The sequence below is a fragment of the Desulfomicrobium apsheronum genome (assembly GCF_900114115.1).
Classification (GTDB): Bacteria; Desulfobacterota; Desulfovibrionia; order Desulfovibrionales; family Desulfomicrobiaceae; genus Desulfomicrobium; species Desulfomicrobium apsheronum.
The window spans coordinates 211,616-236,084 of the sequence record NZ_FORX01000002.1 but is presented as its reverse complement, the minus strand read 5'-3'; the positions used below and the strand labels follow the sequence as shown (position 1 = coordinate 236,084).

Here is a 24,469-nt window from a genome sequence, read left to right as displayed (position 1 = left end):
GAGATTCCCATGCTTTTGAAACTGTGCTTTTCGACCCTGATCTGCGCCTTTATCGGCTGGATCACCAACTTCATCGCCATCAAGATGCTCTTTCACCCGCGCCGCCCGGTGCAGATCGGTAGCCTGACGGTGCAGGGAATCTTTCCCAAGAGGCAAAAAGCGCTGGCCATGAATCTGGCCGCCGTCATCGAGGGCGAGCTTCTCTCCCACGACGACATCCAGAACGTCATGCGCCGTCCCGAATTCGCGGCCAAGCTCAAGGACAGAATCCAGGACGGCTTCGCCGAATTCCTGTCCAAACGCCTGGGAACCCTGAATCCCATGATCGCCATGTTTCTGGACGGCCCCATGATGGAAAAGATCAAAGGGCTGCTGGACAAGGAACTGGATCGCATCGTGCCGGGCCTGCTTGAAACCGCGACAAGCGAATTGGAAACTTCCCTGGATTTCAGGAAGCTCATCCAGGACAAGATCGAAAACCTCTCCATGGAAAGGCTCGAAGTGCTGCTCATGTCCATCATGTCCAAGGAATTCCGGTTCATCGAAGTGGTGGGCGCGGTCCTGGGCGCGATGATAGGCCTGATCCAGGGCCTGATTTTCTTCTAGCCTCCGCACCATCCAGTGCCCCATCGATGGCCGCCTCGCGCGGCCATCGGCATTTCAGGGCCCATTCCGTTCACCCCTCGGACATCAATTTCAATCAGGCTTGCCTTGAGCCGACAAAACGCGATACGGGCAAAGTCAGGTCTCCCGTGAACTCGTATCCGGAAGAGATGCCGACGCAGATGACGGCAGCACTTCCCACGGCATTCGAAATTCACGCGATTTGTCCCAAAACGTCACCACATCCGAGGTACAGCCATGAACAAATCCCTTCTGGAACCTTCGTGCGGTTTGACCCGCCGAAAATTTCTGGCAGCCACTTCCAGCGCCGCTCTCCTTTTTGCCCTGGGCGGCCTGCGGGGTCCCGCCTGGGCAGCCCCCCTCGAACTTTCGGCGTTGCCCTACGCGGAAAACGCCCTGGAACCCGTCATTTCCGCCAGGACCATCGGCTTTCATTACGGCAAGCACCACAAGGGCTACTTCAACAATCTGAACAAACTTATCGCGGGCAGCGAATTCGCCGACATGTCCCTGGAAAAAATCATCCTCGAAACGAGCGACAAGGCGGACAAGACCGCCATCTTCAACAATGCCGCCCAGACCTGGAACCACTCATTTTACTGGCAGAGCCTCTCTCCCAAGGGCGGAGGAACGCCTCCCGCCGATCTGAAGAACAGGATCAACGATTCCTTCGGCGATCTGGACACCTGCCTGAAGGAACTAAGTGCCGCCGCCGTCGGACGTTTTGCCAGCGGATGGGCCTGGCTGGTGGCTGACGGCGACAAGCTCAAGGTCATGAACACCATGAACGCTGACACGCCCATGACCAGCGGATTGAAGCCCCTTCTTACCATCGATGTCTGGGAGCACGCCTACTACCTGGACTACCAGAATCGCAGGGCCGACTATGTCAAGGCCGTGCTGGAAAAGCTGATCAACTGGGAATTCGCCGCCGCGAATCTGGGTTGATCCTCCCCGACGCAAACGGGAAAACGCCTTCCGCATCACCACCGCGGAAGGCGTTTTGTATCGTGCAAGCGCAATGGAACCTCACTCACCGATGATCTTGACCAGCACCCGCTTTTTCCTGCGTCCGTCGAACTCCCCATAGAAGATCCGCTCCCAGGTCCCAAAATCGAGACGCCCGCCGGTCACGGCCACGACCACCTCGCGGCCCATGATCTGCCGTTTCATGTGCGCGTCGGCGTTGTCCTCGCCCACATTGTGCCGGTACTGCGAGACCGGTTCATGCGGCGCCAGCTTTTCCAGCCACTTTTCGTAGTCGTGATGCAGACCGGACTCGTCGTCGTTGATGAAGACCGAGGCGGTGATGTGCATGGCGTTCACGAGCACGAGCCCTTCCCTTATGCCGCTCTCGGCCAGGCATTGCTCGACATCGCCCGTAATGTTGATGAAGGCCCGGCGGGTCGGCACCTGGAACCAGAGTTCCTTGCGATAGCTTTTCATGAATCCCCCGTTGAATGCGATTGCAATCTGTTGTGCATGATCGACACGTATCCGCCGTGCGCTTCCGATTCAAGAGCAGGTTGAGCAAATACCCAACAAAAAAGATTGCCTGGCATTTCCGATCGCCCACAGCGGTCTTTTGACCTGGCCAATCGACAACATGGCCATCGCCTTTATGGACCAGCAACAAGAGTATCCGCGCACGAGGCGTTGACCCAAAGGCTGCGCCCTGATATTGGTAGGACCAATTTCCATTCCAACCAAGGAGCAGACCATGACTCATATCCCTGTCGGCGGATTGAACGTCGCAAAGCCCCTTCATGACCTGATTCGCGAAAAAGCCACGCCCGGAACCGGCGTGACGGACACGGAGTTCTGGGCCGCCCTGGAAAAAATCCTGCACGACCTGTCACCCCGCAACCGTGAGCTGCTGGCCAAGCGCCAATATCTGCAGGACACCATCGATTCCTGGCACAAGCGCCACAAGAACGAAATCCATGACGCCGTCGCTTACGAGCAGCTGCTGCGCGAGATTGGTTACATCGTACCGGAGGGTTTGCCCTTCACCATCGGGACCAGCGGCGTCGATCCTGAAATATCCTCCATCGCCGGGCCGCAGCTGGTCGTGCCTGCCACCAACGCACGCTACGCCCTGAACGCCGCCAACGCCCGCTGGGGCAGTCTCTACGACGCCCTGTACGGCACGGACGTGCTCAGCGAGGACGACGGCGCGACGCGCTCCGGAGCATACAATCCCGTGCGCGGGGCCAAGGTTGTCGAATTCGCGGGCCGTTTTCTGGACAAGGTCCTGCCTCTGAGCCGGGGCAGCCACGCCGACGTTCAGGAATACCACCTCACGCAAACGGACTCCGGCCGGGAAGTCGAAGCCGAGTTGCGGGACGGCAAGACATCGCTGTTGAATCCACGTGCTTTCGCAGGATTCGCGCCCGGTGTCCTGCTCTTCAGGAACAACGGCCTGCACATCGAACTGCATTTCGACCGCGATCATCCAGTGGGCAAGGCCCATCCCGCAGGCCTCAAGGACGTGGTCCTGGAAGCGGCCATGACCACCATCGTCGATTTCGAGGACTCTATCGCCGCCGTCGACGGGGAGGACAAGGCCCAGACATACGCCAACTGGCTGGGCCTGCTGCGCGGCGACCTCAAAGCCTCCTTTCCCAAAGGCGGCAAGACAGTCAGCCGCAGCCTGAACCCCGACCGCACGTACACGGCTCCGGACGGCGCCCCCCTGACCCTGCCCGGCCGCAGCCTTCTACTGGTGCGCAACGTGGGCCATCTCATGACCACGGACGCGGTCCTGCTCGGTTCCGACGAAGTTCTGGAGGGCATCCTCGACGCCATGGTCACCGGCCTTGTCGCGTTGCACGACCTCAAGGAACTCGGCTCCCTGCGCAACAGCCGCGCGGGCAGCGTCTACATCGTCAAACCCAAGATGCATGGTCCCGAGGAAGTCGCCTTCGCCTGCGACCTTTTCGACCGTGTGGAGGACGCGCTGGGCATGCCCCGTCACACCATGAAGATCGGTATCATGGACGAGGAGCGCAGAACATCGGTCAATCTGGCGGAATGCATTCGCGCGGCCAAGGACCGGGTCATTTTCATCAACACCGGCTTCCTGGACCGCACCGGCGACGAAATCCACACCAGCATGGAAGCCGGCCCCATGGTCCCAAAGGCGGCCATGAAGAATGCCAGCTGGATTCTGTCCTATGAGGATTGGAACGTGGACACGGGCCTGGCCTGCGGATTTTCCGGAAAGGCCCAGATCGGCAAGGGCATGTGGGCCATGCCCGATCGCATGAAGCAGATGGTCGAGACCAAGCAAGGGCACCCCCTAGCCGGGGCCAACTGCGCCTGGGTGCCATCGCCCACGGCCGCGACCCTGCACGCCATGCATTACCACGAGGTGGATGTCTTTGCCCGCCAGGCGGAACTGCAGGGCAAGAAGAGATCCAGCCTGAACGAACTTCTGACCCTGCCCCTGCTCGACCGGGCGCTCTCCGGGGAGGAGCTCCATCGCGAGCTGGACAACAACTGCCAGGGCATCCTGGGCTACGTGGTGCGCTGGGTCGATCAGGGCATCGGCTGTTCCAAGGTGCCGGACATAACCGACGTGGGCCTGATGGAAGACCGCGCCACCCTGCGCATCTCCAGCCAGTACCTGGCCAACTGGCTGCACCACGGTCTGTGCAGCATGGAACAGGTCCGCGCCACCCTGGAACGCATGGCCGCGGTGGTGGACCGTCAGAACGAAGGAGACCCAGCCTATCGGCCCATGGCTCCGGACTTCGATGCGAGTGTCGCCTTTCAGGCCGCCTGCGACCTGATTTTCAAGGGTCGCGAACAGCCCAACGGCTACACGGAGCCAATTCTGCACGCCAGAAGACGGGAACTGAAGAAACTTAGAGGATGACGCCTGCATCCTGAACACCCGGCAACGCAAATGGGCCCACCAGGACATAGACATCCTGGCGGGCCCAAATTTTTTTTCCCCGAAAAAAAGATTCCGCTACAACACCCGTCTCGCTTCCTGCACTAAAATCGAGCACCCGACCCCTCCGAAAATCACGCCCACGCCGCCGTCGATCCAGCGCGCCACGCCCGCGTACATGCCGCGCATGCGTCCCGTAGATAAAAAGAGCGCAAGCAGCGTGAACCAGGCCGTGACGATGACGATGACCTCGGCTCCGTAGACCCAGCGAAGAAAATTGGGCGTCGCGGGAGTCATGAACTGGGAAAAGATGCTCAGAAAAAAGAGGGCGGCCTTGGGATTCAAGAGGTTGCACCAGAATCCCTCCCGCCAACCGCGCAGCACGGAGTCCCTGCCTTCTGCCGCGTCCACCTGGACACAGGCGTCGGGCATGGCCGCTTTTTTGCCGAACAGGCACCTGCCCGCGATGTACAGCAGATATATCGCCCCGCAGATGCGGATCAGACCGAACACGGCCGGGCTGGAGGCGATGACGAGCGCCAGCCCGAGCACGGAATAAACCACATGCACAACCAGGGCCGACCCAATGCCCAGCGCCGTCATGACCCCTGCCAGACGGCCACGGGAGAGGCTGTTGCGCAAGACCATGAAAAAATCCGGCCCCGGCGCCACGGCCACGGCCACCCCCACCGCAAAAACCTGCCAAAAACCATTATCCACGATTATCCTCCGTGATTGGGGGGGGGGGGGGGGCGAAAAATTTTTCGCCCCTACGGTGTTGCGCCTTGCGTCCTTGCACCGAGATTGGGCAGACACGTAGGTCTGCCCCTACGATGTTGCGCCCTGGTATTCGTCATCGCATGGTCGGCATGATCCGATATATGCATACCGTGGTCGCAACGATTCGGTATATACATACCGTAGGGGCGGCCCTGCGTGGCCGCCCTTCTTCCATGCGACCCTGCGTGTTCCTCTCGCCTTACACCGAGGTTGGGCAGACACGCAGGTCTGCCCCTACGGTGGTGCGGTGTCGGTGTGGGCGGTGTTGGGGCCGTGTTGGCACCGTCTTGGCACCGTGCAGGCACCGTGTTGGGACGGTATAGGGGCGAAAAATTTTTCGCCCCTACGGCGTTACGCCCTGGAATCCATCATCGCGCATGCCCGTCATGATCCGATACATGCATACCGCGCCCACCATGATCCGATACATGCATACCGTAGGGGCGACCCTGCGTGGTCGCCCTTCTTCCATGCGGCCCTGCGTGTTCCTCTCGCCTTACACCGAGGTTGGGCAGACACGTAGGTCTGCCCCTACGATGTTGCGCCCTGGTATTTGTCATCACATGGTCGGCATGATCCGATATATGCATACCGTGGTCGCAACGATTCGGTATATACATACCGTAGGGGCGACCCTGCGTGGTCGCCCTTCTTCCATGCGGCCCTACGTGTTCCTCTCGCCTTACACCGAGGTTGGGCAGACACGTAGGTCTGCCCAACTACGGTGTTACCGTATTGGTGTGGGAGGGCCGTGTTGGCACCGTCTTGGCACCGTGTTGGCACCGTGCAGGCACCGTGTTGGGACGGTGTAGGGGCGAAAAATTTTTCGCCCTCCCCTCCCACGATTGCACCGGCCACCCTGTTTCACACGGACCGGACCAGCCGGACATGAAAACGGCAGCTCCGGTCCTGGGCCAGCACCGCGCCTCCCCCTACATCGACGAACCAGGCCGATGTATAACTGCGCCGATCCCCTGTCCAGAGCCATAAGTACCTGTCGCCAAAGGGCCTGTGACAAAACTCATCCAGCGCCAGTCCGGGCCGCAGCAAGGAGACCAGCTCCTCTACCGTGGGCATGCGCCAGCCTTCGGCCGCCTCGCCCCCCGACGCCCCGGAAGCTGCGGAGGCCATGCCTTCGTCCCAGGTCATGGGCCAGGGGGAGACGGGCCCCCAGAGCAGGCCGGTGCATCGGTCCAGCCATCCGTCCGCGACCTCTTCGAGTTCTCCATCGTGATAGGCCAGCGGGCGGTACAGCTCGTCCAGAAAATCAAAGGGACGCGGCCCAACGCCGGTGCGCAGCGGCGTCGAGCGCAACCTGCCCATGACGGTACAGACAGGCTCCGGCAGCACGCAGTCATTGCTTGAACGTCTTTGCAGATCTGCTTCCAGCACCGCCAGGGCATCGCGCATGGCGCCTGCATCCTGAAAGCGCGCATCGGGATCATCGGCCAGGGCCCGCGTGAAAAATTCCCGCCACGCTCCGGAAAGGACGGGCGAATCAGCCAGGCCGTCCACGGGCAAAAATCCGCTGACCAGACGATGCAGGACCACCCCCACGGCATAAAGGTCGGCCCGCTCGTCCGCCTTCTCGGGGCTGTCTTCCTGTTCCGGTGCGGCGTAATACGGAGAACCGATCTTGAGACCCTTCGGCTTGACCCAGACCTCACCGCGCAGTCGTGACAGACCAAGGTCGATGAGCTTGATCGTCCCGTCGCCGCCGAGCATCAGGTTGCCGGGCTTGACGTCGAGATGGACGATGCCCCGGCCGTGCAGATATTCCAGTCCGTCCAGGGTCTGACGCACGAAATCAAGGGCGGTGCGCGGCGGCACGGCCCGCGTCACGTCCTCGACCACGCGCCCTTCGCCGATGAGACCGCCCGCGTTCATGCACAGGTACTCAAGGACCATGAAGGGCCGCCCCCGGTCCTCGTCCAGATCGAGGGCCGAGGCGATGTTGCGATGCTCGCATGAACCCAGGAGCCTTGCCTCACGTAAAAAAGCGGACCTTACAGCTTCCTCGCCCATAAGCTCGTTCAGCAGCTCGTGGGGCTGCAGAAGCTTCAGGGCCATGACCCGCCCCAGAGCCTGGTGCCGGACCTTGTAGACCCCGCCCATGCCGCCCCGACCAAGGCCTCCCAAAATATTGTAGCGCCCGATCTTCATGGTCACCAGAGCCTCGTGGCGTAAAAGTCTGGAAATCCCCGCTCGCGGATTTTGGCCACGGTGCGCTCGATGTCGTAGGGGACGAAGCGCACTTCGATCAGGCCCGTCTGGGTATTCCAGAGCAGGTATTTGGCGTTGTTGTTTCCGTCTCGGGGCTGTCCGACGCTGCCCGCGTTGATGACGCAGGGATTCCCGTCCAGCATGAACCTCTCCCGCCCAAGATCCTTACGCACGACCTCGGTCCCGTCCCAGCCAACCAGACCCAGCTCGTGGGTGTGCCCGACAAAGGTCAGCGCCTCACCTTGCGCAAACCAGCGCTCAAGGGCCGCATCATCGACCTGGAACAGATAGGTGGTCACGCTGTCAGGCGGGAACCCGTGCACGAACCTGGCCCCGGCGTGGCACAGAAAACGGGGCAGGGAGCCGATGTAGTGCAAACTCTCGGAAGACAGCAGGCTCGCGGTCAGGCCCAGTCCCTTTTGCGCCGTGGAGTTGAACCAGGCGCGCTCCGTCGCGTTGACGATGCCGAGTTCATGGTTGCCCATGCAGCACACTACGTCATGCTCGCGCACCGAGATGACGGCTTCTTCGGGATTCGGCCCGTAGCCGACTACATCGCCCAGACTCACGATCCGTTCGACAGGTAGCGGAGCCATGTCCTGCCAGACAGCGTCCAGGGCTTCGATGTTGCCGTGAATATCCGAAAGAATCGCGACCAGCATGCATTCTCCGCCAGGGTGATAACGTCATCACCCCCTTTTCATTTTGCAAAACCAATGCTAAGCGAACGCTCAACACTAGCAACTTTCCAGCAAGACAATTTCAATATTTCAACATGATAGCAATAAAGGGTTCACTCATGATTCGCAAATACATCTTCATGTGCATGATCATTCTGAGCATCGCATCCCCAGCCTCGGGCGGCCGGATCGGTGACGTCACCCTGTCCGACCAGCTCACGCTGGGTGAATCCACCCTGACCTTGAACGGTCTCGGGATGCGCACCTTCACCTTCTTCGACGTCTATGCAGCCGGGCTCTACCTGACCGCGCCCTCCACAGACTCCGGGACGATCCTGACCACGGATGCTCCCCGGGGCATGACCATGCATTTTCTGCGCAAGGTCGAAGCCGAAAAGATCTCCAGCGCATGGCTGGACGGGCTGGAGGCCAACACTCCCGCCGCCGATGCATCCCTCAAGGAGCGCTTCGCGACACTCGGGAGCTTTATGGAAACCATGAACAAGGGCGAGACCCTGAGCTGCCTGTATGATCCGGCGGCTGGAACCAGAATCGTGGTGCGTGACCAGCTCAAGGGCGTGATCCCGGGCAAGGATTTCAACGATGCCCTGCTCGCCTGCTGGATCGGGCCCAAACCCGGACCGGGTGAAAAATTCAAGGCCGGAATTCTGGGCCAACGCTAAAAAAAACGAATTCCAAGGCGCCTAGGGGCGCCTTCACTTTTTCCTGCGCCATGGAAAACGGCAGCTCAAGGCTTCCCAAGCATACCGGATTCCCCGCACCACGAACACCCCCAGCACGGTCAGCAACGCCGCGTTGACCTTGGCCGCCTGAAGCGTCGATTCCTTGAAGTATGACTTGGCGTGCTCGTATTCCTGCTCCACCGGCGTGATCGGAGCCTCTTCCCTCTTTTCCACCGGCACCAGGGCACCCTTTTTTTCTTCCATCAATTCTTTCTCCCCATGAATTCGTCAATGAGCCTCTTGAATGCCGCAAGGTCTCCCCGGCCGCTATAACGCAGCGCCACGTAGCCGTCAGCAATATCCCTGACAGGCTGGGCCAGATCGGGACGTAGCGAGCCAATGCGCCGGGCGAAATCGCGCGGTCCCTCGGCAGGACCTCTGGGCAATCCGTGTTTTTCCAGTTTACGGCAAAAGCGGGCGTACAAGGACACGACCGGATCCCGTCGGTCACGACGCGCCCGCAGCATGAAGCCGATCACAACGCCCAGAACGGTACATAGCCCCACGGCCAGGATGCCGGCCAATTTTCCGGCTCCGGCCCGGGTGGCGGGATCGAGGCCCAGACGCTCCCACAAGCCGCGCTGCCGTTCATGGCTGAAGCCAAGCACCCATTGATTCCAGGAGTTGTTGGCCGCGTCCCATCCCAGTTGAAAAAAACGTCCCACCTTGCGCAGGGCCCGGACACCTTCGGGCAGCACGACACCCCGGCCCTGGGGTACGAAGGTCTCCACGCCCGTCACCAGCCGCTGCGGGGCAACCACGGAGGTTGGGTCCACGCGCAGCCAGCGCCCGTCGATCCAGACTTCGACCCAGGCGTGGGCGTCTGACTGACGGACGATGAGGTACCCACCCATGGGATTCTCCTCCCCGCCCTGATAGCCGACCACGACCCGGGCCGGAATTCCGGCGGCGCGAAGCAGAAAGGCCAGGGCCGAGGAGTAATGTTCGCAATATCCCAGCCGGGTTGCAAACAAAAACTGATCGACGATATCTTGATCCATGGCTCCGGGACGCAGGCTGTACACGAACCCGCCCTCCCTGAAAAAATCCAGCGCGGCCGCGACCATCGCGTCCGGAGAGAGGCCCGCCTCCTTCCATTGAACCGCCAGGGCTCGAGCCCTGGGATTGCCGCCATCGGGCAACGCGGTCCACGACGGTCCGGGAACAGGCGCGGGACCGGGAGTCAGCACCGAGACGAGTTCATAGCGCACCCGCGAGCGGACCATGCGCATGCTGGCCAGGGTCTGATCGGAGCGGAGCACCGTGCCTCTGGGGGCGAGCACGGGCAGGTCAAGGGCGAAAACCCACTCCCGGTTGTGCGGCTCCATGGTCAGCGTGTAGGGCACGCCTCCCTCGCCCCCCCCCCCGTCGCGTGAGCCCGCGACTTCGTAAGGAAGATCCCGGAACCAGGTCAAGCCGTCAAAGCTGTCCAGCACCAGACCGCGCCAGTAGAGGCTGTCACGATCGGGAATGGCTCCTGGAAAGTCGACCCTGAAAGCCACCTCCCGTGACAGGGACAGACTGGCCACTGAACCCGGTTCAAGAGTGTCGCTGAACCCGCTGACGCCTTCGTCGCGCTCGTCGTGCACGCCCCAGAGAGCGCCCTGCAGACGCGGAAAGAAGACAAAAAGAAGCAGGGCCAGGGGCAGGGCCTGAACAAGGAGCAGACCGCCACGCCTCAGGTCCGGGAGCAGGCGGGATTCGCCGGAATGCAGGTGGACCAGGGCAGCGGTCACGGCCATCACCGAAAAAAACATGTACGCACTCATGACCAGGGTTTGGGAGTAAAGCACGTTGGTCACGACCACGAAATAGGCCAGAAAAAGTAGGGCCAGCATGTCCCGCACAGACTTGCTTTCCACGGCTTTTAGCCCAAGCATGAGGGACAGCAGGGCCACCCCGGCGTCGCGTCCGAAGGACCGGCCATAGGTGAAGAGCACCAGGGCAAGACAGCAGAGGGCCAGGATGACGCGCAGCCATCGGGGCGGAACGGGCCAGCCCCGGTATTGCATCCCGAGGGCGTAGCCCCAGGCCGCGCAGACGAACGCGCCGACAAAGACCGGCACGCGGGGCAGATGCGGTGCAAAGGCCAGGGCCAGAGCCAGCAGGGTCACGCTGAAGCGGCGTTTGTCGTGGATCATGGCCCCTCCGGGAGCAAGGCCAGGGCCTCCAGGCAGCGATGCGCCTGTCCTGCGCCGCTGCCCGGCTCGATCATCAGCCCCGGCAACCGCAGCCCGTAGCTTATGCCTTCGCGCTCCGCTTCCCGCACCAGTCCGGCCAAAAGGCTGATGCGCTCCTCGTAGCCGGACGCCCGGACCTCGTCCCAGTCAAAGACAAGAGTCCTGGCCACGCCGGACCGAAATTCCTTGGAAAACAAGCCCGCGCCCTTGGCCGAGGCCTTCCAGGAAACCCGGGACAGTCCGTCTTCCGGACGATAGGGTCGCACGCCGCCGAACTCTCCGGACTGGCTGACGATCCCGAGCCCTCCCTCATCGCCGTCTCCCAGCAACTGGTGCCGGTCCATCCTGTCGACGACCAGGGGTCTGGGGTAGACCAGTCCGGTCACGGGAAGGACAAGGGGGGACCAGGCGCGAAAGAGCCCCAGAGGATAGCGGGTACTGATCACGACCTGTCCCAGGGGCAAGAGGCCACGCTTTGAGGTCGGAACGCTCAGATCCATCTCAAGTCCGGCCCCGGCATGGAGGGAAAACTCGGCCTCCGCCGCTCCGATGCGCACGCAAAGACGCCTGCGCTCCCGGCCCGCGGCCCGGAAAAAGAGCTGTAACCGCGCGTCATCCAGGCAGTAGGCCGGAAAGAGCCGCCCGGCCTCGACCTCAAGTCCGGCCAGGTTGGCGTAGGCATGGATGGCGGAAAGAATGGAAATGCTGCCCAGCAGAAAAGTAAGCAAAAAGGCCAGGTTATTGGTATAGTTGATGGCTGCGATGAGCATGGCCAGAAGAAAAAAGGCAAAGACCGTCCCGGCCCGGGTGGGCAGGATGTAAATCCGCCGCCGATTCAGGCGCAGGGGCAGATCCGCGCGTTGCCGCGCCAGGATCAGATTACGGATGAACCGTGGCAAAACCATGCTGTTCTCCCCGCGCGGCGTTCAGGGGATGGGCACCGCGGCCAGAATGGCGGTCAGGTCAACCCCTGAACCGTCTGCCGAACGCAATCTGTGTCCGGCGAGGCTGGGGAAAACGGCCTGCACGTCCTCGGGCAGCACGAAATCCCGGCCGTCGAGAAAGGCCCAGGCGCGGGCCGCTCGGACCAGCGCCTGCCCGGCGCGGGGGGAGAGGCCGTTGACGAACCGCCCGCCCGTTCTGGTCCAATCCAAAAGATCGCGCACGTAACGCAGCAGCGCGGCGCTGGTGCGAACATGATCGACGCGTTCCTGCAGATCGAGAACCTCGTCAGCGTTGCTGACCGCCTCGGGCAGTACCGGGCGGCCTGCGGTCTGACTGCGCCCAAGAAGCTCCAGTTCGGAATCGAGATCGGGATAGCCAAGGCTGATGCGGAAAAGAAAGCGGTCCAGCTGCGACTCCGGCAGCGGGTAGGTTCCGGCCTGGTCCAGGGCGTTCTGGGTGGCCAGAACGAAAAAGGGCCTGGGCAGCAGGCGCGTGCTGTTGTCCAGGCTGACCTGCTGCTCTTCCATGACCTCAAGAAGCGCGCTCTGGGTGCGCGGCGTGCCCCGGTTGATCTCGTCGGCCAGGAGCACGTTGGTGAAGACCGGACCGGGATGGAAGACGAAGGAGGACTCGGCCGCGTCAAAGACCGAGACTCCCAGCACATCCGCCGGCAGGAGGTCGTTGGTGAACTGCACCCGCTTGAATTCAAGGCCTAGCACCACGGCCAGGGCCTTGGCCAAAGTCGTCTTGCCGATGCCGGGAATGTCCTCGATCAGGAGGTGTCCACGGGCCAGAAGACAGGCCAGGGAAAGGCGCAGCTGAGTATCCTTGCCCAGGATCACGCCACCGAGCAAGTCCAGAGCCTGCCGCAAGGTGCCTACCATCTACTCTCCCAGAAGCTGGCCCATGGAATAGAGCCTGCCGGGTTTGCGGCTCGAAAGCCAGGTCGCCGCGCGCAATGCGCCGCGTGCGAAATTCTCACGGGAATGGGCACGATGGGTGACCTCGACGCGCTCGCCCGGGCCAAAGAAATAGACAGTGTGATCGCCGACCACGTCACCGCCACGCAGGGCGTGCACGCCCAGCTCCTTTTCAGGCCTCGCGCCGATGATGCCCTGGCGGCCGTAGTTGCCGACCTCGTCCATTTTCCAGCCGCGCGACTCGGCCAGCACCTGGGCCAGCTTGACTGCCGTGCCGCTGGGAGCGTCCTTCTTGTGATGATGATGGATCTCGGTAATCTCCATGTCGTAGGCCTCGCCCAGGATGCGTTCGAGCATGGGCAAAACGCGCACCAGGGCGTTGACGCCAATGGACATGTTCGGGGACCAGAAGATCGGAATGTCCCGGGCCAGTGTCTCCAGTTCGGACTGCTGGTCCGCAGAGAGTCCGGTAGTGCCGATGACGATGGGGTTGCCAGTCTTCGAGGCCTTTCGGGCCGAGTCCAGGCTCACTTCCGGAGCGGTGAAGTCGATGACCGTCGCACCGGGGCAGGACGGCAGCAGCTCCGCAAGATCGTGCTTGACGGGACAGCCCAGCGTTTCCAGTCCCTTGCTGTATTCGGCCCGCTCCACAACCCCGCTCAAGGTAAACTGGTCGGACTCCATGGCCAAATGGGTCAGGGTCGAGCCCATCCGTCCCTTGGCGCCCATGATGATGACTGGAATGCTCATGTAAGACTCCTCGTGTTTTATTGCCCTTGTGCGCCGATGAGACGCAGATATTCGTCTTCCTGCAGGATGGCCGTCCCGAACTGCCGGGCCTTGGCGAGCTTGCTCGCTCCGACGTTTTCGCCGCAGATGAGAAAATCGGTTTTGGAATTGACCGCGCTCTGCACCAATGCTCCCTGGGCGCGGGCCTCTTCCTGCATGTCCTCGCGTGAACCGCGCATCTTGCCGGTAAAGACCACATGCCTGCCCGCCAGAGGGCTGTCAGTGACCTGCTCGCGGGCCGCTCCGGTGGCCATGATCCTGAAACCCAGCCCCAGCAGATGGCGCAGGATCGGGGCCACCCGTTGCAGCCCCCCGGCGATGGAGCTTGCGGTGATGGCGCCAAAACCGTGTATGGCCTCGATCTGCTCCCGGCCGACTTCCGGCAGATCCTCCAGGCGAAACTGCCCAAGCAGCTTGCGGCTGTCGCCCTTGCCCAGGTCCTCGATGCCAAGGGCGGCCAGAAAACGCCAGTCCTCGACCTCGCGAGTGCGGCTCAGATACACGGCCTCGGCCAGATTGGACGACTGCACGGGCCCAAAGCCCATGGCCCGAAATTCATCCTCGCCCAGTTCGTACACCTTTTCAAGACTGTCATACCCGAATCGGACCAGCTTTTCCACGGTTTTGCGGCCGAACCAGTCGGCGTTGCCCAGCGTCTTGAACCAGTGTTCGATGGTCTGTACGACCTGGTCGGGACAATGCTCGTTGCCGCAGATGAGAAAATCGTTTTCCCGGACAAGCGCCGTGCCGCAGGACGGACAATTCTCGGGAAGCGTGGTCGGTGCCGGAACGAGCACGGCTTCGACCTTGGGAATGACCTCGCCGCTGCGGATGATCTCGATCTGCGCCCCATGGCCAAGGCCCTTTTTCTCCATCAACCCGGCGTTGTGGGCCGTGACCCGACGGATGGTCGCACCGGAGACGTTCACGGGCTCGACCATGAGCACAGGGGTGACCTTGCCCGTGCGCCCGACCTGCCAGACCACTTCCCGCACCACGGTCAGGGCGGTCTCGCCCTTGCGCTTGACGGCTATCTGCCAGCGATAGTGATGACTGGTGGCGCCCATGCTGCTGCGCACGTCCGCGTTCACCACTTCCACGACCATGCCGTCCAGCGGATAATCCACCTGCCCCGAGAGCTCCTCCGTAAGCGCGTCCATGCGCGCAAGCAACTCTGCCCCGCTTCCTTCCCAACTCGGCAGTTCCGAGTAGGGCACGAAATGCACGGCCTCGTCGTCCAGGGCCTTTCTGGCGAATTCGTTGACCGTGTCCGAGGACACGATGCCGACCACCAGATTGCGCGGATGCTCGAAGGCGTCGGCCAGGTGCTCCTGGAAATAGCTCTGCAGGATGACCATCTCGCCCACGCCCCTTCCGCGTCCGCCAAGCGGGATCATGCCCTTGGCGAAGGCGGAGCTGACTTCGTAACCGCTCTCGCCGTTGCCGCGCGTAACAAAGAACGTTCCGTCGTCGCGGCCGGCCAGGCCGTCGAGCTTGGGCGTGACCCGGTAGCGCACCCCGCTGACCCCGATCTCCCCGGCTTCCTTTTCCACACGGGCCACAAAGCGCTCCAATTCCTCGGGAGTGTAGGCTTTGTCGGTGGAGAGCATGGGCACGGGGTGGCGGATTTCACGCTTGCCGGAAAACGTCTCGGGTTCGACCCGATGCAGAAAGGGATGCTCGGGGTCGAGCTCCCGCAGACGGGCAACCAGCAGGTCGTACTGGGCGTCGCTGACCTGCGGCACGCCCCGCCGGTAGGCATCGTTGTACTCGATCAGTCGCTCGACCAGCCGCCTCTCCTCGGAAGGAAGCTCCAGCGGCAGGCTCATGCCTCGTCCTCCTGCGAGCCTCGGCACACGGTCTGCAACCCGGAAAAATTCTCAGGCGGGCCGACGGCGATGAGCGTGTCCCCGGACTCGATGGTCACCTCCGGATGCGGATTGAAGGTCATCTTCCCGCCCGCCTTTTCGATGGCGATGATCATGAGGTTGAATCGGGGGCGAATGCCGGAGGTGATCAGATTTTTGCCCACCAGCTCCGACCCTGGCCGGACGGGGATCTCCTCCATTTGCAAGTTGTGCCCCTGGGTGGCCAGATCCATGAAATCGGTGACCGTGGGCCGCAGCATGACCTGGGCGATGCGCTTGCCCCCGATCTGGTGCGGGGTCAGCACGCGGTTGGCTCCGGCCCGCTCCAGCTTGGACACGGATTCGGGCCGGTCGGCGCGGGCGATGATGGTCAGTTCGGAGTTGAACTGACGCGAGGACAGGGTGATGTACACGTTCTCGGCGTCCTGACTGACGCAGGCAAAGAGCCCCTTGGCGCGCTCCACCCCGGCGGAGATGAGAAACTCGTCCGAGGTCGCGTCCCCGGCCAGGAAGAGATAGTTGTCCCGTTCCAGCTCGAAAAGCAGCTCAGGATCCTTTTCGATGACGACCACGGACAGGTTTTCCCGCCTGAGTTCCTCCGCCACCACCGCGCCAATGCGCCCGTAACCGCAAATGATGTAATGATCCGACAGCGAATCGATGATTTTCTGCACCTTCCGTTTCCCCCATAAATCCTGCAACCGGCCTTCGACCACGACCTGTGTGAAAGCGCCCACCAGATAGGCAAAACTGCCCACGCCCATGAGAATCAGAAAAGAGACCATGAGCCGCGCCCGATCCGAGAGCGGGTGCAGCTCCATGAAGCCAACGGTGGAGAGGGTCATGACGACCTGATAGAAGCTGTCCAGCAGGCTCCAGCCCTCCACCACCAGAAATATGAACAAGCCGTAGGCAAAGACCGTGAGCAGGAAGCCCGCGCCCAGAACCAGCGGAAAAAAGGTTCCAAAGCGGAACTTGACCATCTGGTACAGCCCGGTGAAACCGCGAATTCCCGCCGAACAGCGCGGCAGGAAGCGGCGCAGAAATGATGTCCGTAGTGAGCATGTGTTCATGATCGTGTCGCCCTGGAACCATCCAGACCATGGCGCTTCTCCAGGGTCTTGATCCGGTCCCGCAATCGGGCCGCCTCCTCGAATTCAAGCATTTCCGCCGCCTTGCGCATTTCGCGGCTCAGACGGGCCACTTCCCGGGCCGCGTTCTCGGGGCCGGGATCATAGTCCGCCGTTCGCTCTGCCGCCCGTTCCTGCTCTTTTATCTCTCGATGCAGGTCGTAAAGAGTGTTCTCCGAGGTCTTGCGTATGGACTGGGGGGTGATGCCGTGCTCCTCGTTGTAGAGGGTTTGACGTTCCCTGCGCCGCTGCGTCTCGCCCATGGCCTCGGCCATGGAGCGGGTCACGGAGTCGGCATAGAGCAGGACCTTGCCCTTCACGTTGCGCGCGGCCCGTCCGAAAGTCTGGATCAGGGACCGGGTCGAACGCAGGAAACCCTCCTTGTCGGCATCGAGCATGGCTACCAGAGAGACTTCCGGTATATCAAGGCCTTCGCGCAGCAGGTTGATGCCGACCAGCACGTCGAACTCCCCGGCGCGCAGGGCCTGGATGATGGCCACCCGCTCCAGGGTGTCGATGTCCGAATGCAGATAGCGGGCGCGCACGCCTCGAGCCTGCAGAAACTCGGTCAGATCCTCGGCCATGCGCTTGGTCAGGGTCGTGACCATGACCCGCTCGTCAGCGGCGATGCGCGCCAGGCACTGCTCCATGAGATGGTCCATCTGGCCGCTCGTGGGCACGACCTCGACCTCGGGATCGATGAGGCCAGTGGGCCTGATGATCTGCTCCACCACCACGCCCTGGGCCCGCTCCAGCTCCCATGGGGCGGGCGTGGCCGAGACGAAGACGGTGGTGCCGATGCGCTCCAGAAATTCCTCGAAGTTCAGGGGACGGTTGTCCAGGGCCGAGGGCAGCCGGAAACCGTAGTCGACCAGGGTCTGCTTGCGCGAGCGGTCGCCCTTGAACATGGCCCCGACCTGGGACACGGAGATGTGCGACTCGTCCATGAAAAGCAGGAAATCCTTCGGAAAGTAATCGATGAGCGTGGCCGGTGGCTGTCCGGTCGTACGTCCGTCCAGGTGCAGGGAGTAGTTCTCGATGCCGTTGCAGTAGCCAAGCTCCTCGATCATCTCCAGGTCGAGCTGCGTCTTTTGCTCCAGACGCTGCGCCTCGACCAGCATGTTTTTGCCCTGGAAATATTCCAGGCGCTGCCGCAGCTCCTCGCGAATGTCGACCATGGCCCGGACCAGGTTATCCCGGTCCGAAACGTAATGACTGGCCGGGTAGATGACGGTCTTTGACATGCGCGACAGGATCTCGCCCGTGAGCGGGTCGGTCTCGTAGATCCCGTCGATCTCGTCCCCGAAAAACTCAATGCGCAGGGCCTGCTCGTGCTCGTAGGCCGGAATGATCTCCAGCACGTCGCCGCGCACGCGGAAAGTGCCGCGATGCAGGTCGTAGTCGTTGCGCTCGTACTGCACGTCCACCAGCCGCCCGATGATCGTCTCCATGGCCACATGCTGCCCGCACTCCACCGGAATGACCATCTTGGCGTAGTATTCGGGCGACCCGAGGCCATAGATGCAGGACACGGAGGCGATGATGACCACGTCGCGCCGGGTCAGCAGGGCGTGGGTGGCGGCATGGCGCAGCTTGTCGATGTCGTCGTTGATGGCCGAATCCTTCTCGATGTAGGTGTCGGAATGCGGCAAATAGGCTTCGGGCTGGTAGTAGTCGTAATAACTGACGAAATATTCGACGGCGTTGTGCGGGAAGAGGCCCTTGAATTCGTTGTAGAGCTGCGCGGCCAGGGTCTTGTTGGGGGCCATGATCAGGGCGGGACGGTCGAGCCTTGCGATGACGTGGCCCATGGTGAAGGTCTTGCCCGAGCCGGTCACGCCGAGCAGCACCTGATCGCGCACGCCCTGCCGGATTCCCGAGCAGAGGGCGTCGATGGCCGCCGGCTGGTCGCCGCGCGGAACATATTCGGATTCGAGCTGAAAAAGAGACATGGATAACCTGCACGACGGGCCGTTGCCCGGCGTCATGAGGGGCTTATTTGGGCCGGATGCCCAGCACGTTGGGCGCGGGCCAGAAATTCTTGTTGCTGCCTTGAAAAAAATCCGATCGATATTCGCCAACGAAACGCCCCACGAAGCCGTTCACATCGACAAACATGGCCGCATCGGCTCCGCCCTCGACATACATGGCCCCGATCAGGTCCAGGGGCAGGTCGATGAGGGCCTGGGCAAACTCGTGCAGGGACAGCCGGGGACGGCAATGGACAAAGAGCAGCCGCCCGTCCTGATCCATGGCGATGGCCGCGCCGGAATGACGGCGGTCGCTCTGCTCCCAGAGATTTTCCCGCTCGCGGCTGATCAGGCGGTAGTTCTGGATGATCCCGTCGTAATCGGCCAGCACTTCCTGCCAGTCGGCGTCGCTCTTGCGGTCCACCCAGCGCAGGGCGGGCAGGGCCGGGTCGCGGGGATGGAAGGCCAGGAACGCGCCGTAGTTCGGATGGATGAAGGAATTGATGATCACGTTGGCGTCGCGCATGTAGCCCGTGCTGCGCATCCGGTCGTCGGCCCGAAACATGCCGGCGTTGATGACCGCGACAAATCCCGAGTGCCGGGCCCACTCCTGCATGCTGCGCATGCGCCCGGTGCCCAGGGCCGAACCCAGGGCCACGTCGTAATTGCCGGAATCGATGCGCAGCACCGCCATGGCGCTCTGCTGACCCGCCAGATCCCCGAACTGGTCGGGAATCAGGAACTCGCGCAGCTCAAGTCCCGGCGCCAGCACGCGCCACTCTTCCGCATGCAGCGGAGCGGCCGGAACGCAAAGGACCAGGCAGGAAAAAATGGCGCGAAGAAAAAAGGCGGACATGCTCGATGCTCCCTGATGGTCAAAAGGCCCAACTCGCAATTACATTCCACAGAAGCGGAATCATTTCAAGCAGAACGGCGCGCGTGGCATTGAAGCCCGTCCCGAAGCGTGCTAGACATCTCCCAAAACAGCGACGCAATCAATCCGTCCAGGGAGGAAGGTTTCATGGAGACAGTTCGACAGGAAGCAAAAAACGCGCACCTCTGCCCGCGCGGACATGTCGCCACCATCTGCATCCGGGCTTTCAAGGGCCGACGTGACGTCCTCGTGCACCTCTTTCGACCCGACTGGAACCCGGAGGAAACCGGCTATGACTGGTCCGAACTCGTGCAGGAAGATCCGGACACGGACCCGACCACACGCCGGGGCGACAGTCGCGCGGTCCTGCTCGAATCCTTCACGCGGGAGGAAATGGACCAGATAGTCGAATACCTCGCCAACAGATACGCCGACCGGCTGACCCGCATCAGCATCAACTCCCTGGAATTTCCCCTGCCCGCAGGCCTGCTTCCCTTGAGTTCCATGCCCGAAGGCAAGGACATCGGGCGCATCCGTTTTGAAATCGTGCCCCGGTATCCTCTGCCCTTCGCCGTGCACGGACTCTATGATCTGAGCCAGCACAAGCCCATGGACCAGGGAATGACCCAGCCCTAGTCCCCGGCCTGCTCGCGTTCGAAACTCTGGCGCAGCAGGCGAAACAGGGCGCGACCGTTCTTGGCCGGCTTTCCGGCGGCCTTCTCCGCTGCGGCCTGCTTTGCAAGCTGGCGCAGTTGCTGTGGATCAAGGCCGAATCGTCCCACCAGCTCCGTCATTACATCCCCGTCTCCATCCACCAGCGCGTCGCGCCAGATCTCGATCTGGTGAAAGGCCTCGGCCTGCTGAAAACGAAGCTGATCCAGTTCGTCCAGGGCCTCGCGCAGGGGCACGGGATCGATCTTGCGCATGACCGTGCCGATGAACTGCTGCTGTCGGCGCCGGGCTTCCTTGTCCTTGAGGGTGTGAAAAAAGCGGATGGCCTCGACCAGATCCTCATGCAGATCAAGCCGTCCAAGCTGTTCCGGGGCCAGTTCGATGAGGCTCTCCCCGAGCTTCTGCAGTGCGACCATGTCCCGCTTGCGTTGCGATTTGCTTGGCCGTCCTTCCCAGTCTTCCTCGTTTCCGTGTTCAAATTCAGTCATTGTTTGGCTCCGTTAAATTTATTCAGGGTCCCGGCCGATCAAGGCTCCGTCACGCAGGCGCCAGGGCCCGCGAGGAGTATGCAGCTTCAGGGCCCGCTCCAGGCGAAAAAGAAATTCGTCGCGCGGCATCTCGAATCCGCCGAAGCGGAGCATATGCGCGGTGGTCTGCTGACAATCGAAAAGGACAAACCCCGCCCCCGCAAGGGCCCGCATCAGGGTCACCAGACCGGCCTTGGAGGCGTCCGGCTCGCGGTAAAACATGGATTCCCCGAAAAACACCCCGCCCATGGCCACGCCGTAAAGGCCGCCGACCAGGGCCGCGCCGGACCAGACCTCGATGCTGTGCGCGAACCCCAGTTCGTGCAGGCGACAGTATGCGGCCAGCATCTCCGGGACGATCCAGGTTCCGTGCGCGCCGCACCGGGGCGTCTCGGCGCAGCCGGTGATGACCTGCTCGAAGGCCGTATCCAGAGTGAAGCGAAAGCGTCCCTGACGCAGGATGCGATCGAGCCGTTTGGGCACGTGGATGCGCGCGGGCTCCAAGACGAGCCTGGGGTCGGGACTCCACCAGAGGATGGGGGAGTTCTCGTTGTACCAGGGGAAAATGCCCTGGGCATAGGCCATGAGCAGTCTGTGCGGCGAGAGGTCCCCGCCCACCGCCAGCAATCCGTCCTCGTCGGCATGGGCCGGATCGGGAAAGGCGGGCTGGGCGGGCAGGGCAAAGACGGTCATGTCGGGATCACTTGGCGGAGAAGGTGAAATCCAGCTCCCCGCCATCCTTCATTCCGACACGAACGCTTCCGCCGGCAGCGAGATCCCCGAACAGGATCTTGTCGGCAAGCTTGTCCTTGATTTCCTTCTGAATGAGACGCCCCAGCGGTCTGGCCCCGAAAGCGGGATCGAATCCCTTCCTGGCCAGCCAGGCACGAGCCTCGGGGGCAAGCTCCAGGATGACGTTCTTGGCCGCGAGCTGGACGCCCAGTTCGCCCATGAACTTGTCCACGATCTTTTCCATGATGTCCTGGGTCAGGGAATGGAAAGGAATGATGGCGTCAAGACGGTTGCGGAATTCCGGGCTGAAGAGCTTCTCGATGGCGGCCAGCCCGCGCAGCCCTCTGTCCTCCTCGACCCCGGCCTTGAAGCCGATGGCGTTGCCGCTCATCTCCCGGGCGCCGGCATTGGAGGTCATGAGCAGGATCACGTTGCGGAAATCGGACTTGCGGCCGTTGTTGTCCGTCAGCGTGGCGTGGTCCATGACCTGCAACAGGATGGAGAACATGTCCATGTGCGCCTTCTCGATCTCGTCCAGCAGGAGCACGCAGTGCGGGGTCTTGCGGATGGCGTCGGTCAGAAGGCCGCCCTGCTCGAAGCCGACATAACCGGGAGGCGCGCCGATGAGCCGGGCCACGGCGTGCTTTTCCATGTACTCGCTCATGTCGAAGCGCACGAAGGCCACATCGAGGCAGGCCGCCAGCTGTTTGGCCAGCTCGGTCTTGCCCACGCCCGTCGGACCGCTCAGCAGGAAGGAGCCCAGGGGACGCTCGGCATTGCCAAGGCCCGCGCGGGAACGCTTGATGGCCTGGGCCAGCGTCTCCACCGCCTCCTTCTGGCCGAAGACCTTGGAGCCGAGCTCGTATTCGAGGCTGGCCAGTCGGTCACGGTCCGAGGCGCTGACGCGGGCGCTGGGGATACGCGCCATGCGCGCCACCACTTCCTCGATGTCGCGCCGGGTCACGGACTTGCGCCGTTTCCTCTCTCCGGAAAGAACGAAGATGGCCCCGGCCTCATCGATGACGTCAATGGCCTTGTCCGGCAGAAAGCGGTCGTTGATGTGACGGGCGGAGAGCTCCACGGCGGCGGAGATGGCCGAGGGCTGATATTTCACGCCGTGAAAATCCTCGTAGTATGGCCGCAGACCCATGAGGATCTTTTCGCTCTCGGCCACGGTGGGCTCGACGATGTCGATCTTCTGGAAGCGCCGCGACAGGGCGCGGTCCTTCTCGAAATGATTCTTGTATTCCTCGTAGGTGGTGGAGCCGATGCAACGCAGCTCGCCCGAGGCCAGCACCGGCTTCAGGATATTGGAGGCGTCCATGGACCCGCCGCTGGTGGAACCCGCGCCGACGATGGTGTGAATCTCGTCGATGCACAGGATGGCCCCGTCCATGGCCTTGAGTTCCGAGATGACGCCCTTGAGGCGGGCCTCGAAGTCGCCGCGATACTTGGTCCCGGCCAGCAGGCTGCCCATGTCCAGGGCAAAGATGCGGGCTTCGGCGAACTGCTCGGGCACCTCGCCGCGAGCGATCTTGAGCGCCAGCCCCTCGGCCACGGCGGTCTTGCCGACGCCGGGGTCGCCGACGAAGATGGGATTGTTCTTCTTGCGCCGGGCCAGAACCTGCAAGGTGCGCTTGAGTTCCTCGTCACGGCCGACCAGGGGGTCGATCCGGCCCTCCTGGGCCCTGACCACCAGATCCACGGTATATTTCTCCAGGGCGCTCTGCTTGGAGGCATCCCGGGTGTCGGCCTCGCTGCTGCCCCCGCCGTCGGGGAGCTGATGGGAAATGTACTCGATCACCGCCAGCCGTGTCAGGCCCTGAGCCTTCAGATAGTAAACGGCAAAGGCGTCCTCCTCTTCGAGCATGGCGGCCAGGAAATCCCCGGCCTCGACCTGGGACTTGCCCGAAGACTGGATGTGCAGGATGGCCCGCTGCATGGCCCGTTGCACGCTCACGGTCTGCACGATCTCGTGCTCGGGACGGGGGCTCACGTCGAGATGATCGATGAAAAATTGAGCCAGCTGCTTGCGCAGACGCTCCAGATCTATGCCGCAACCGGCCAGCAGGCTCTGACCATGGGTATCGAGCGTATAGCTGTACAGCAGATGCTCGAGGGTCAAGAACTCGTGCTGGCGAAGTTTGACCTCGCGCACGGCATTACCGATGATTCTTTCCAACTCCTTACTCAGCATTTACACCTCTTCCATGGAGCAGCGCAGGGGAAAAGACCGGGCCTTGGCCATCTGATGCACAAGCTGCACCTTGGTTTCCGCGACCTCGGCCGTGTAGATTCCACACAGGCCAATTCCTTTTTCATGAACACTCATCATAATGGCAAACGACTCGGATTCGGATTTGCCGAAGACATTCATGAGCACTTCCACGACAAAATCCATGGACGTATAGTCGTCGTTATGCAGCAACACCTTGAACTGACGGGGCTCCTGCAACTGGTCCTCGACCATGATATCCGGATCGGAACCCGGAACCTCAAACGGTTCGGTCATGACGCACCCCGGCCCTATTCATCTTCACCGTATTCGTCGATCCAGGCCTGCAGAATCTGCACAACCTGCCGAGCCTGCTTGACCGATGAAATATTGAACTTGGAATGCGGAGAAAAACGGCCGTTGCGCTTCTGGTAACGCCCGACCCGGAACTTGACCGGCCCGAATTCATCCTCGCCGCGCCCCACTTCCTGATAGGCGAACATGAGGGTTGACCATGCGCCTCGGGTCAGCACTTCCTTCTTCAGTTCCTTGACCTTCTGGACGCCTTCTTCATCGGTCCAGTCTATGGAAATATCGTCGATGGTTTCAGCCATTGTCTCTCCTCGTAATTGATTCATCCGGCAGTTCAGGTCCTTCGGGTCCGGGCAACAATGCGCGGGAACCGCCTTCTTTCGATGG

Annotated in this window: 23 protein-coding genes; 5 read left to right on the top strand and 18 right to left on the bottom strand. The window is 62.0% G+C overall.

Features of this window, described 5'->3' with window-relative positions:
• Positions 1–9 precede the first annotated feature (9 nt).
• Both BMZ40_RS03190 and BMZ40_RS03185 read left to right on the top strand, forming a co-directional pair.
• The gene (locus BMZ40_RS03190; protein ID WP_092372682.1) at positions 10–606 is read left to right on the top strand and encodes a DUF445 domain-containing protein; all 597 of its coding nucleotides are present in this window, start codon (positions 10–12) and stop codon (positions 604–606) included.
• Positions 607–861: 255 nt separating this feature from the next.
• Complete coding sequence (locus tag BMZ40_RS03185; RefSeq protein WP_092372681.1) at positions 862–1,572, top strand: superoxide dismutase; 711 nt, start codon at positions 862–864, stop codon at positions 1,570–1,572.
• 81 nt (positions 1,573–1,653) lie between these two features.
• Here the strand turns inward: BMZ40_RS03185 and BMZ40_RS03180 are convergent, their stop codons facing one another.
• Positions 1,654–2,070, bottom strand: coding sequence for a secondary thiamine-phosphate synthase enzyme YjbQ (locus tag BMZ40_RS03180; protein WP_092188470.1), 417 nt, complete (start codon positions 2,068–2,070; stop codon positions 1,654–1,656).
• A gap of 274 nt (positions 2,071–2,344) precedes the next feature.
• Here BMZ40_RS03180 and BMZ40_RS03175 point away from each other — a divergent pair, with 274 nt between their 5' ends.
• Positions 2,345–4,504 carry a malate synthase G gene (locus tag BMZ40_RS03175; protein ID WP_092372680.1) on the top strand — a complete coding sequence of 720 codons (2,160 nt, stop codon included), beginning with the start codon at positions 2,345–2,347 and terminating at the stop codon, positions 4,502–4,504.
• Positions 4,505–4,600: 96 nt separating this feature from the next.
• On the opposite strand, the gene BMZ40_RS03170 is transcribed toward BMZ40_RS03175, so the two are convergent.
• The 3 genes from BMZ40_RS03170 to BMZ40_RS03160 all read right to left on the bottom strand — a co-directional run bounded on the left by BMZ40_RS03170 (position 4,601) and on the right by BMZ40_RS03160 (position 8,187).
• On the bottom strand, positions 4,601–5,242 hold the full coding sequence (locus BMZ40_RS03170) for a LysE family transporter (RefSeq protein ID WP_092372679.1): 642 nt from the start codon (positions 5,240–5,242) through the stop codon (positions 4,601–4,603).
• Positions 5,243–6,166: 924 nt separating this feature from the next.
• Entirely contained in the window at positions 6,167–7,465 is a 1,299-nt protein-coding gene (locus BMZ40_RS03165; protein ID WP_245751024.1) for a protein kinase domain-containing protein, read from the bottom strand.
• A 2-nt stretch (positions 7,466–7,467) separates the two neighbouring features.
• Positions 7,468–8,187: a metallophosphoesterase family protein gene (locus BMZ40_RS03160; RefSeq protein ID WP_092372677.1), complete on the bottom strand. Its 720-nt coding sequence runs from the start codon at positions 8,185–8,187 to the stop codon at positions 7,468–7,470.
• Positions 8,188–8,324: 137 nt separating this feature from the next.
• Here BMZ40_RS03160 and BMZ40_RS03155 point away from each other — a divergent pair, with 137 nt between their 5' ends.
• A complete protein-coding gene (locus BMZ40_RS03155; protein WP_177192997.1) occupies positions 8,325–8,888 on the top strand; it encodes a chalcone isomerase family protein in 564 nt (187 codons plus the stop codon).
• A 33-nt stretch (positions 8,889–8,921) separates the two neighbouring features.
• On the opposite strand, the gene BMZ40_RS03150 is transcribed toward BMZ40_RS03155, so the two are convergent.
• The 9 genes from BMZ40_RS03150 to BMZ40_RS03110 are packed head-to-tail and all read right to left on the bottom strand — an operon-like array spanning position 8,922 to position 19,606.
• The gene (locus BMZ40_RS03150) at positions 8,922–9,152 is read right to left on the bottom strand and encodes a hypothetical protein (RefSeq protein ID WP_092372675.1); all 231 of its coding nucleotides are present in this window, start codon (positions 9,150–9,152) and stop codon (positions 8,922–8,924) included.
• A complete protein-coding gene (locus tag BMZ40_RS03145) occupies positions 9,152–11,089 on the bottom strand; it encodes a transglutaminase TgpA family protein (RefSeq protein ID WP_092372674.1) in 1,938 nt (645 codons plus the stop codon). The genes BMZ40_RS03150 and BMZ40_RS03145 overlap by 1 nt, the downstream gene beginning before the upstream one ends.
• Positions 11,086–12,033, bottom strand: coding sequence for a DUF58 domain-containing protein (locus BMZ40_RS03140; RefSeq protein WP_092372673.1), 948 nt, complete (start codon positions 12,031–12,033; stop codon positions 11,086–11,088). The genes BMZ40_RS03145 and BMZ40_RS03140 overlap by 4 nt, the downstream gene beginning before the upstream one ends.
• Positions 12,034–12,054: 21 nt before the next feature.
• Positions 12,055–12,957, bottom strand: coding sequence for an AAA family ATPase (locus BMZ40_RS03135; protein WP_092372672.1), 903 nt, complete (start codon positions 12,955–12,957; stop codon positions 12,055–12,057).
• Positions 12,958–13,743, bottom strand: a complete 786-nt coding sequence (gene dapB, locus BMZ40_RS03130; RefSeq protein WP_092372671.1) for a 4-hydroxy-tetrahydrodipicolinate reductase — start codon at positions 13,741–13,743, stop codon at positions 12,958–12,960.
• Between the two features lie 17 nt (positions 13,744–13,760).
• Positions 13,761–15,611: a BRCT domain-containing protein gene (locus BMZ40_RS03125; protein WP_092372670.1), complete on the bottom strand. Its 1,851-nt coding sequence runs from the start codon at positions 15,609–15,611 to the stop codon at positions 13,761–13,763.
• Positions 15,608–16,723 (bottom strand): potassium channel family protein, encoded by a 1,116-nt coding sequence (locus BMZ40_RS03120; RefSeq protein ID WP_092372669.1) that lies wholly within the window; start codon positions 16,721–16,723, stop codon positions 15,608–15,610. The genes BMZ40_RS03125 and BMZ40_RS03120 overlap by 4 nt, the downstream gene beginning before the upstream one ends.
• Positions 16,720–18,732, bottom strand: coding sequence for an excinuclease ABC subunit UvrB (gene uvrB / locus BMZ40_RS03115; protein WP_092372668.1), 2,013 nt, complete (start codon positions 18,730–18,732; stop codon positions 16,720–16,722). The genes BMZ40_RS03120 and uvrB overlap by 4 nt, the downstream gene beginning before the upstream one ends.
• A gap of 43 nt (positions 18,733–18,775) precedes the next feature.
• Positions 18,776–19,606: a phosphodiester glycosidase family protein gene (locus BMZ40_RS03110; protein WP_092372667.1), complete on the bottom strand. Its 831-nt coding sequence runs from the start codon at positions 19,604–19,606 to the stop codon at positions 18,776–18,778.
• Positions 19,607–19,771: 165 nt separating this feature from the next.
• Here BMZ40_RS03110 and BMZ40_RS03105 point away from each other — a divergent pair, with 165 nt between their 5' ends.
• A complete protein-coding gene (locus BMZ40_RS03105) occupies positions 19,772–20,260 on the top strand; it encodes a hypothetical protein (RefSeq protein WP_092372666.1) in 489 nt (162 codons plus the stop codon).
• Here BMZ40_RS03105 and yjgA read toward each other — a convergent pair.
• From yjgA to BMZ40_RS03080, 5 genes are read right to left on the bottom strand one after another with little or no spacing between them, the layout of a single operon-like run.
• On the bottom strand, positions 20,257–20,784 hold the full coding sequence (gene yjgA / locus BMZ40_RS03100) for a ribosome biogenesis factor YjgA (RefSeq protein ID WP_092372665.1): 528 nt from the start codon (positions 20,782–20,784) through the stop codon (positions 20,257–20,259). The two genes, BMZ40_RS03105 and yjgA, sit on opposite strands and share 4 nt — an antisense overlap.
• An 18-nt stretch (positions 20,785–20,802) precedes the next feature.
• Positions 20,803–21,516, bottom strand: a complete 714-nt coding sequence (aat, locus tag BMZ40_RS03095; RefSeq protein ID WP_092372664.1) for a leucyl/phenylalanyl-tRNA--protein transferase — start codon at positions 21,514–21,516, stop codon at positions 20,803–20,805.
• 7 nt (positions 21,517–21,523) lie between these two features.
• On the bottom strand, positions 21,524–23,752 hold the full coding sequence (clpA, locus tag BMZ40_RS03090; RefSeq protein WP_092372663.1) for an ATP-dependent Clp protease ATP-binding subunit ClpA: 2,229 nt from the start codon (positions 23,750–23,752) through the stop codon (positions 21,524–21,526).
• Positions 23,753–24,067 carry an ATP-dependent Clp protease adaptor ClpS gene (locus BMZ40_RS03085; protein WP_092188509.1) on the bottom strand — a complete coding sequence of 105 codons (315 nt, stop codon included), beginning with the start codon at positions 24,065–24,067 and terminating at the stop codon, positions 23,753–23,755.
• 14 nt (positions 24,068–24,081) lie between these two features.
• Positions 24,082–24,384: a hypothetical protein gene (locus BMZ40_RS03080; RefSeq protein ID WP_092372662.1), complete on the bottom strand. Its 303-nt coding sequence runs from the start codon at positions 24,382–24,384 to the stop codon at positions 24,082–24,084.
• Positions 24,385–24,469 lie beyond the last annotated feature (85 nt).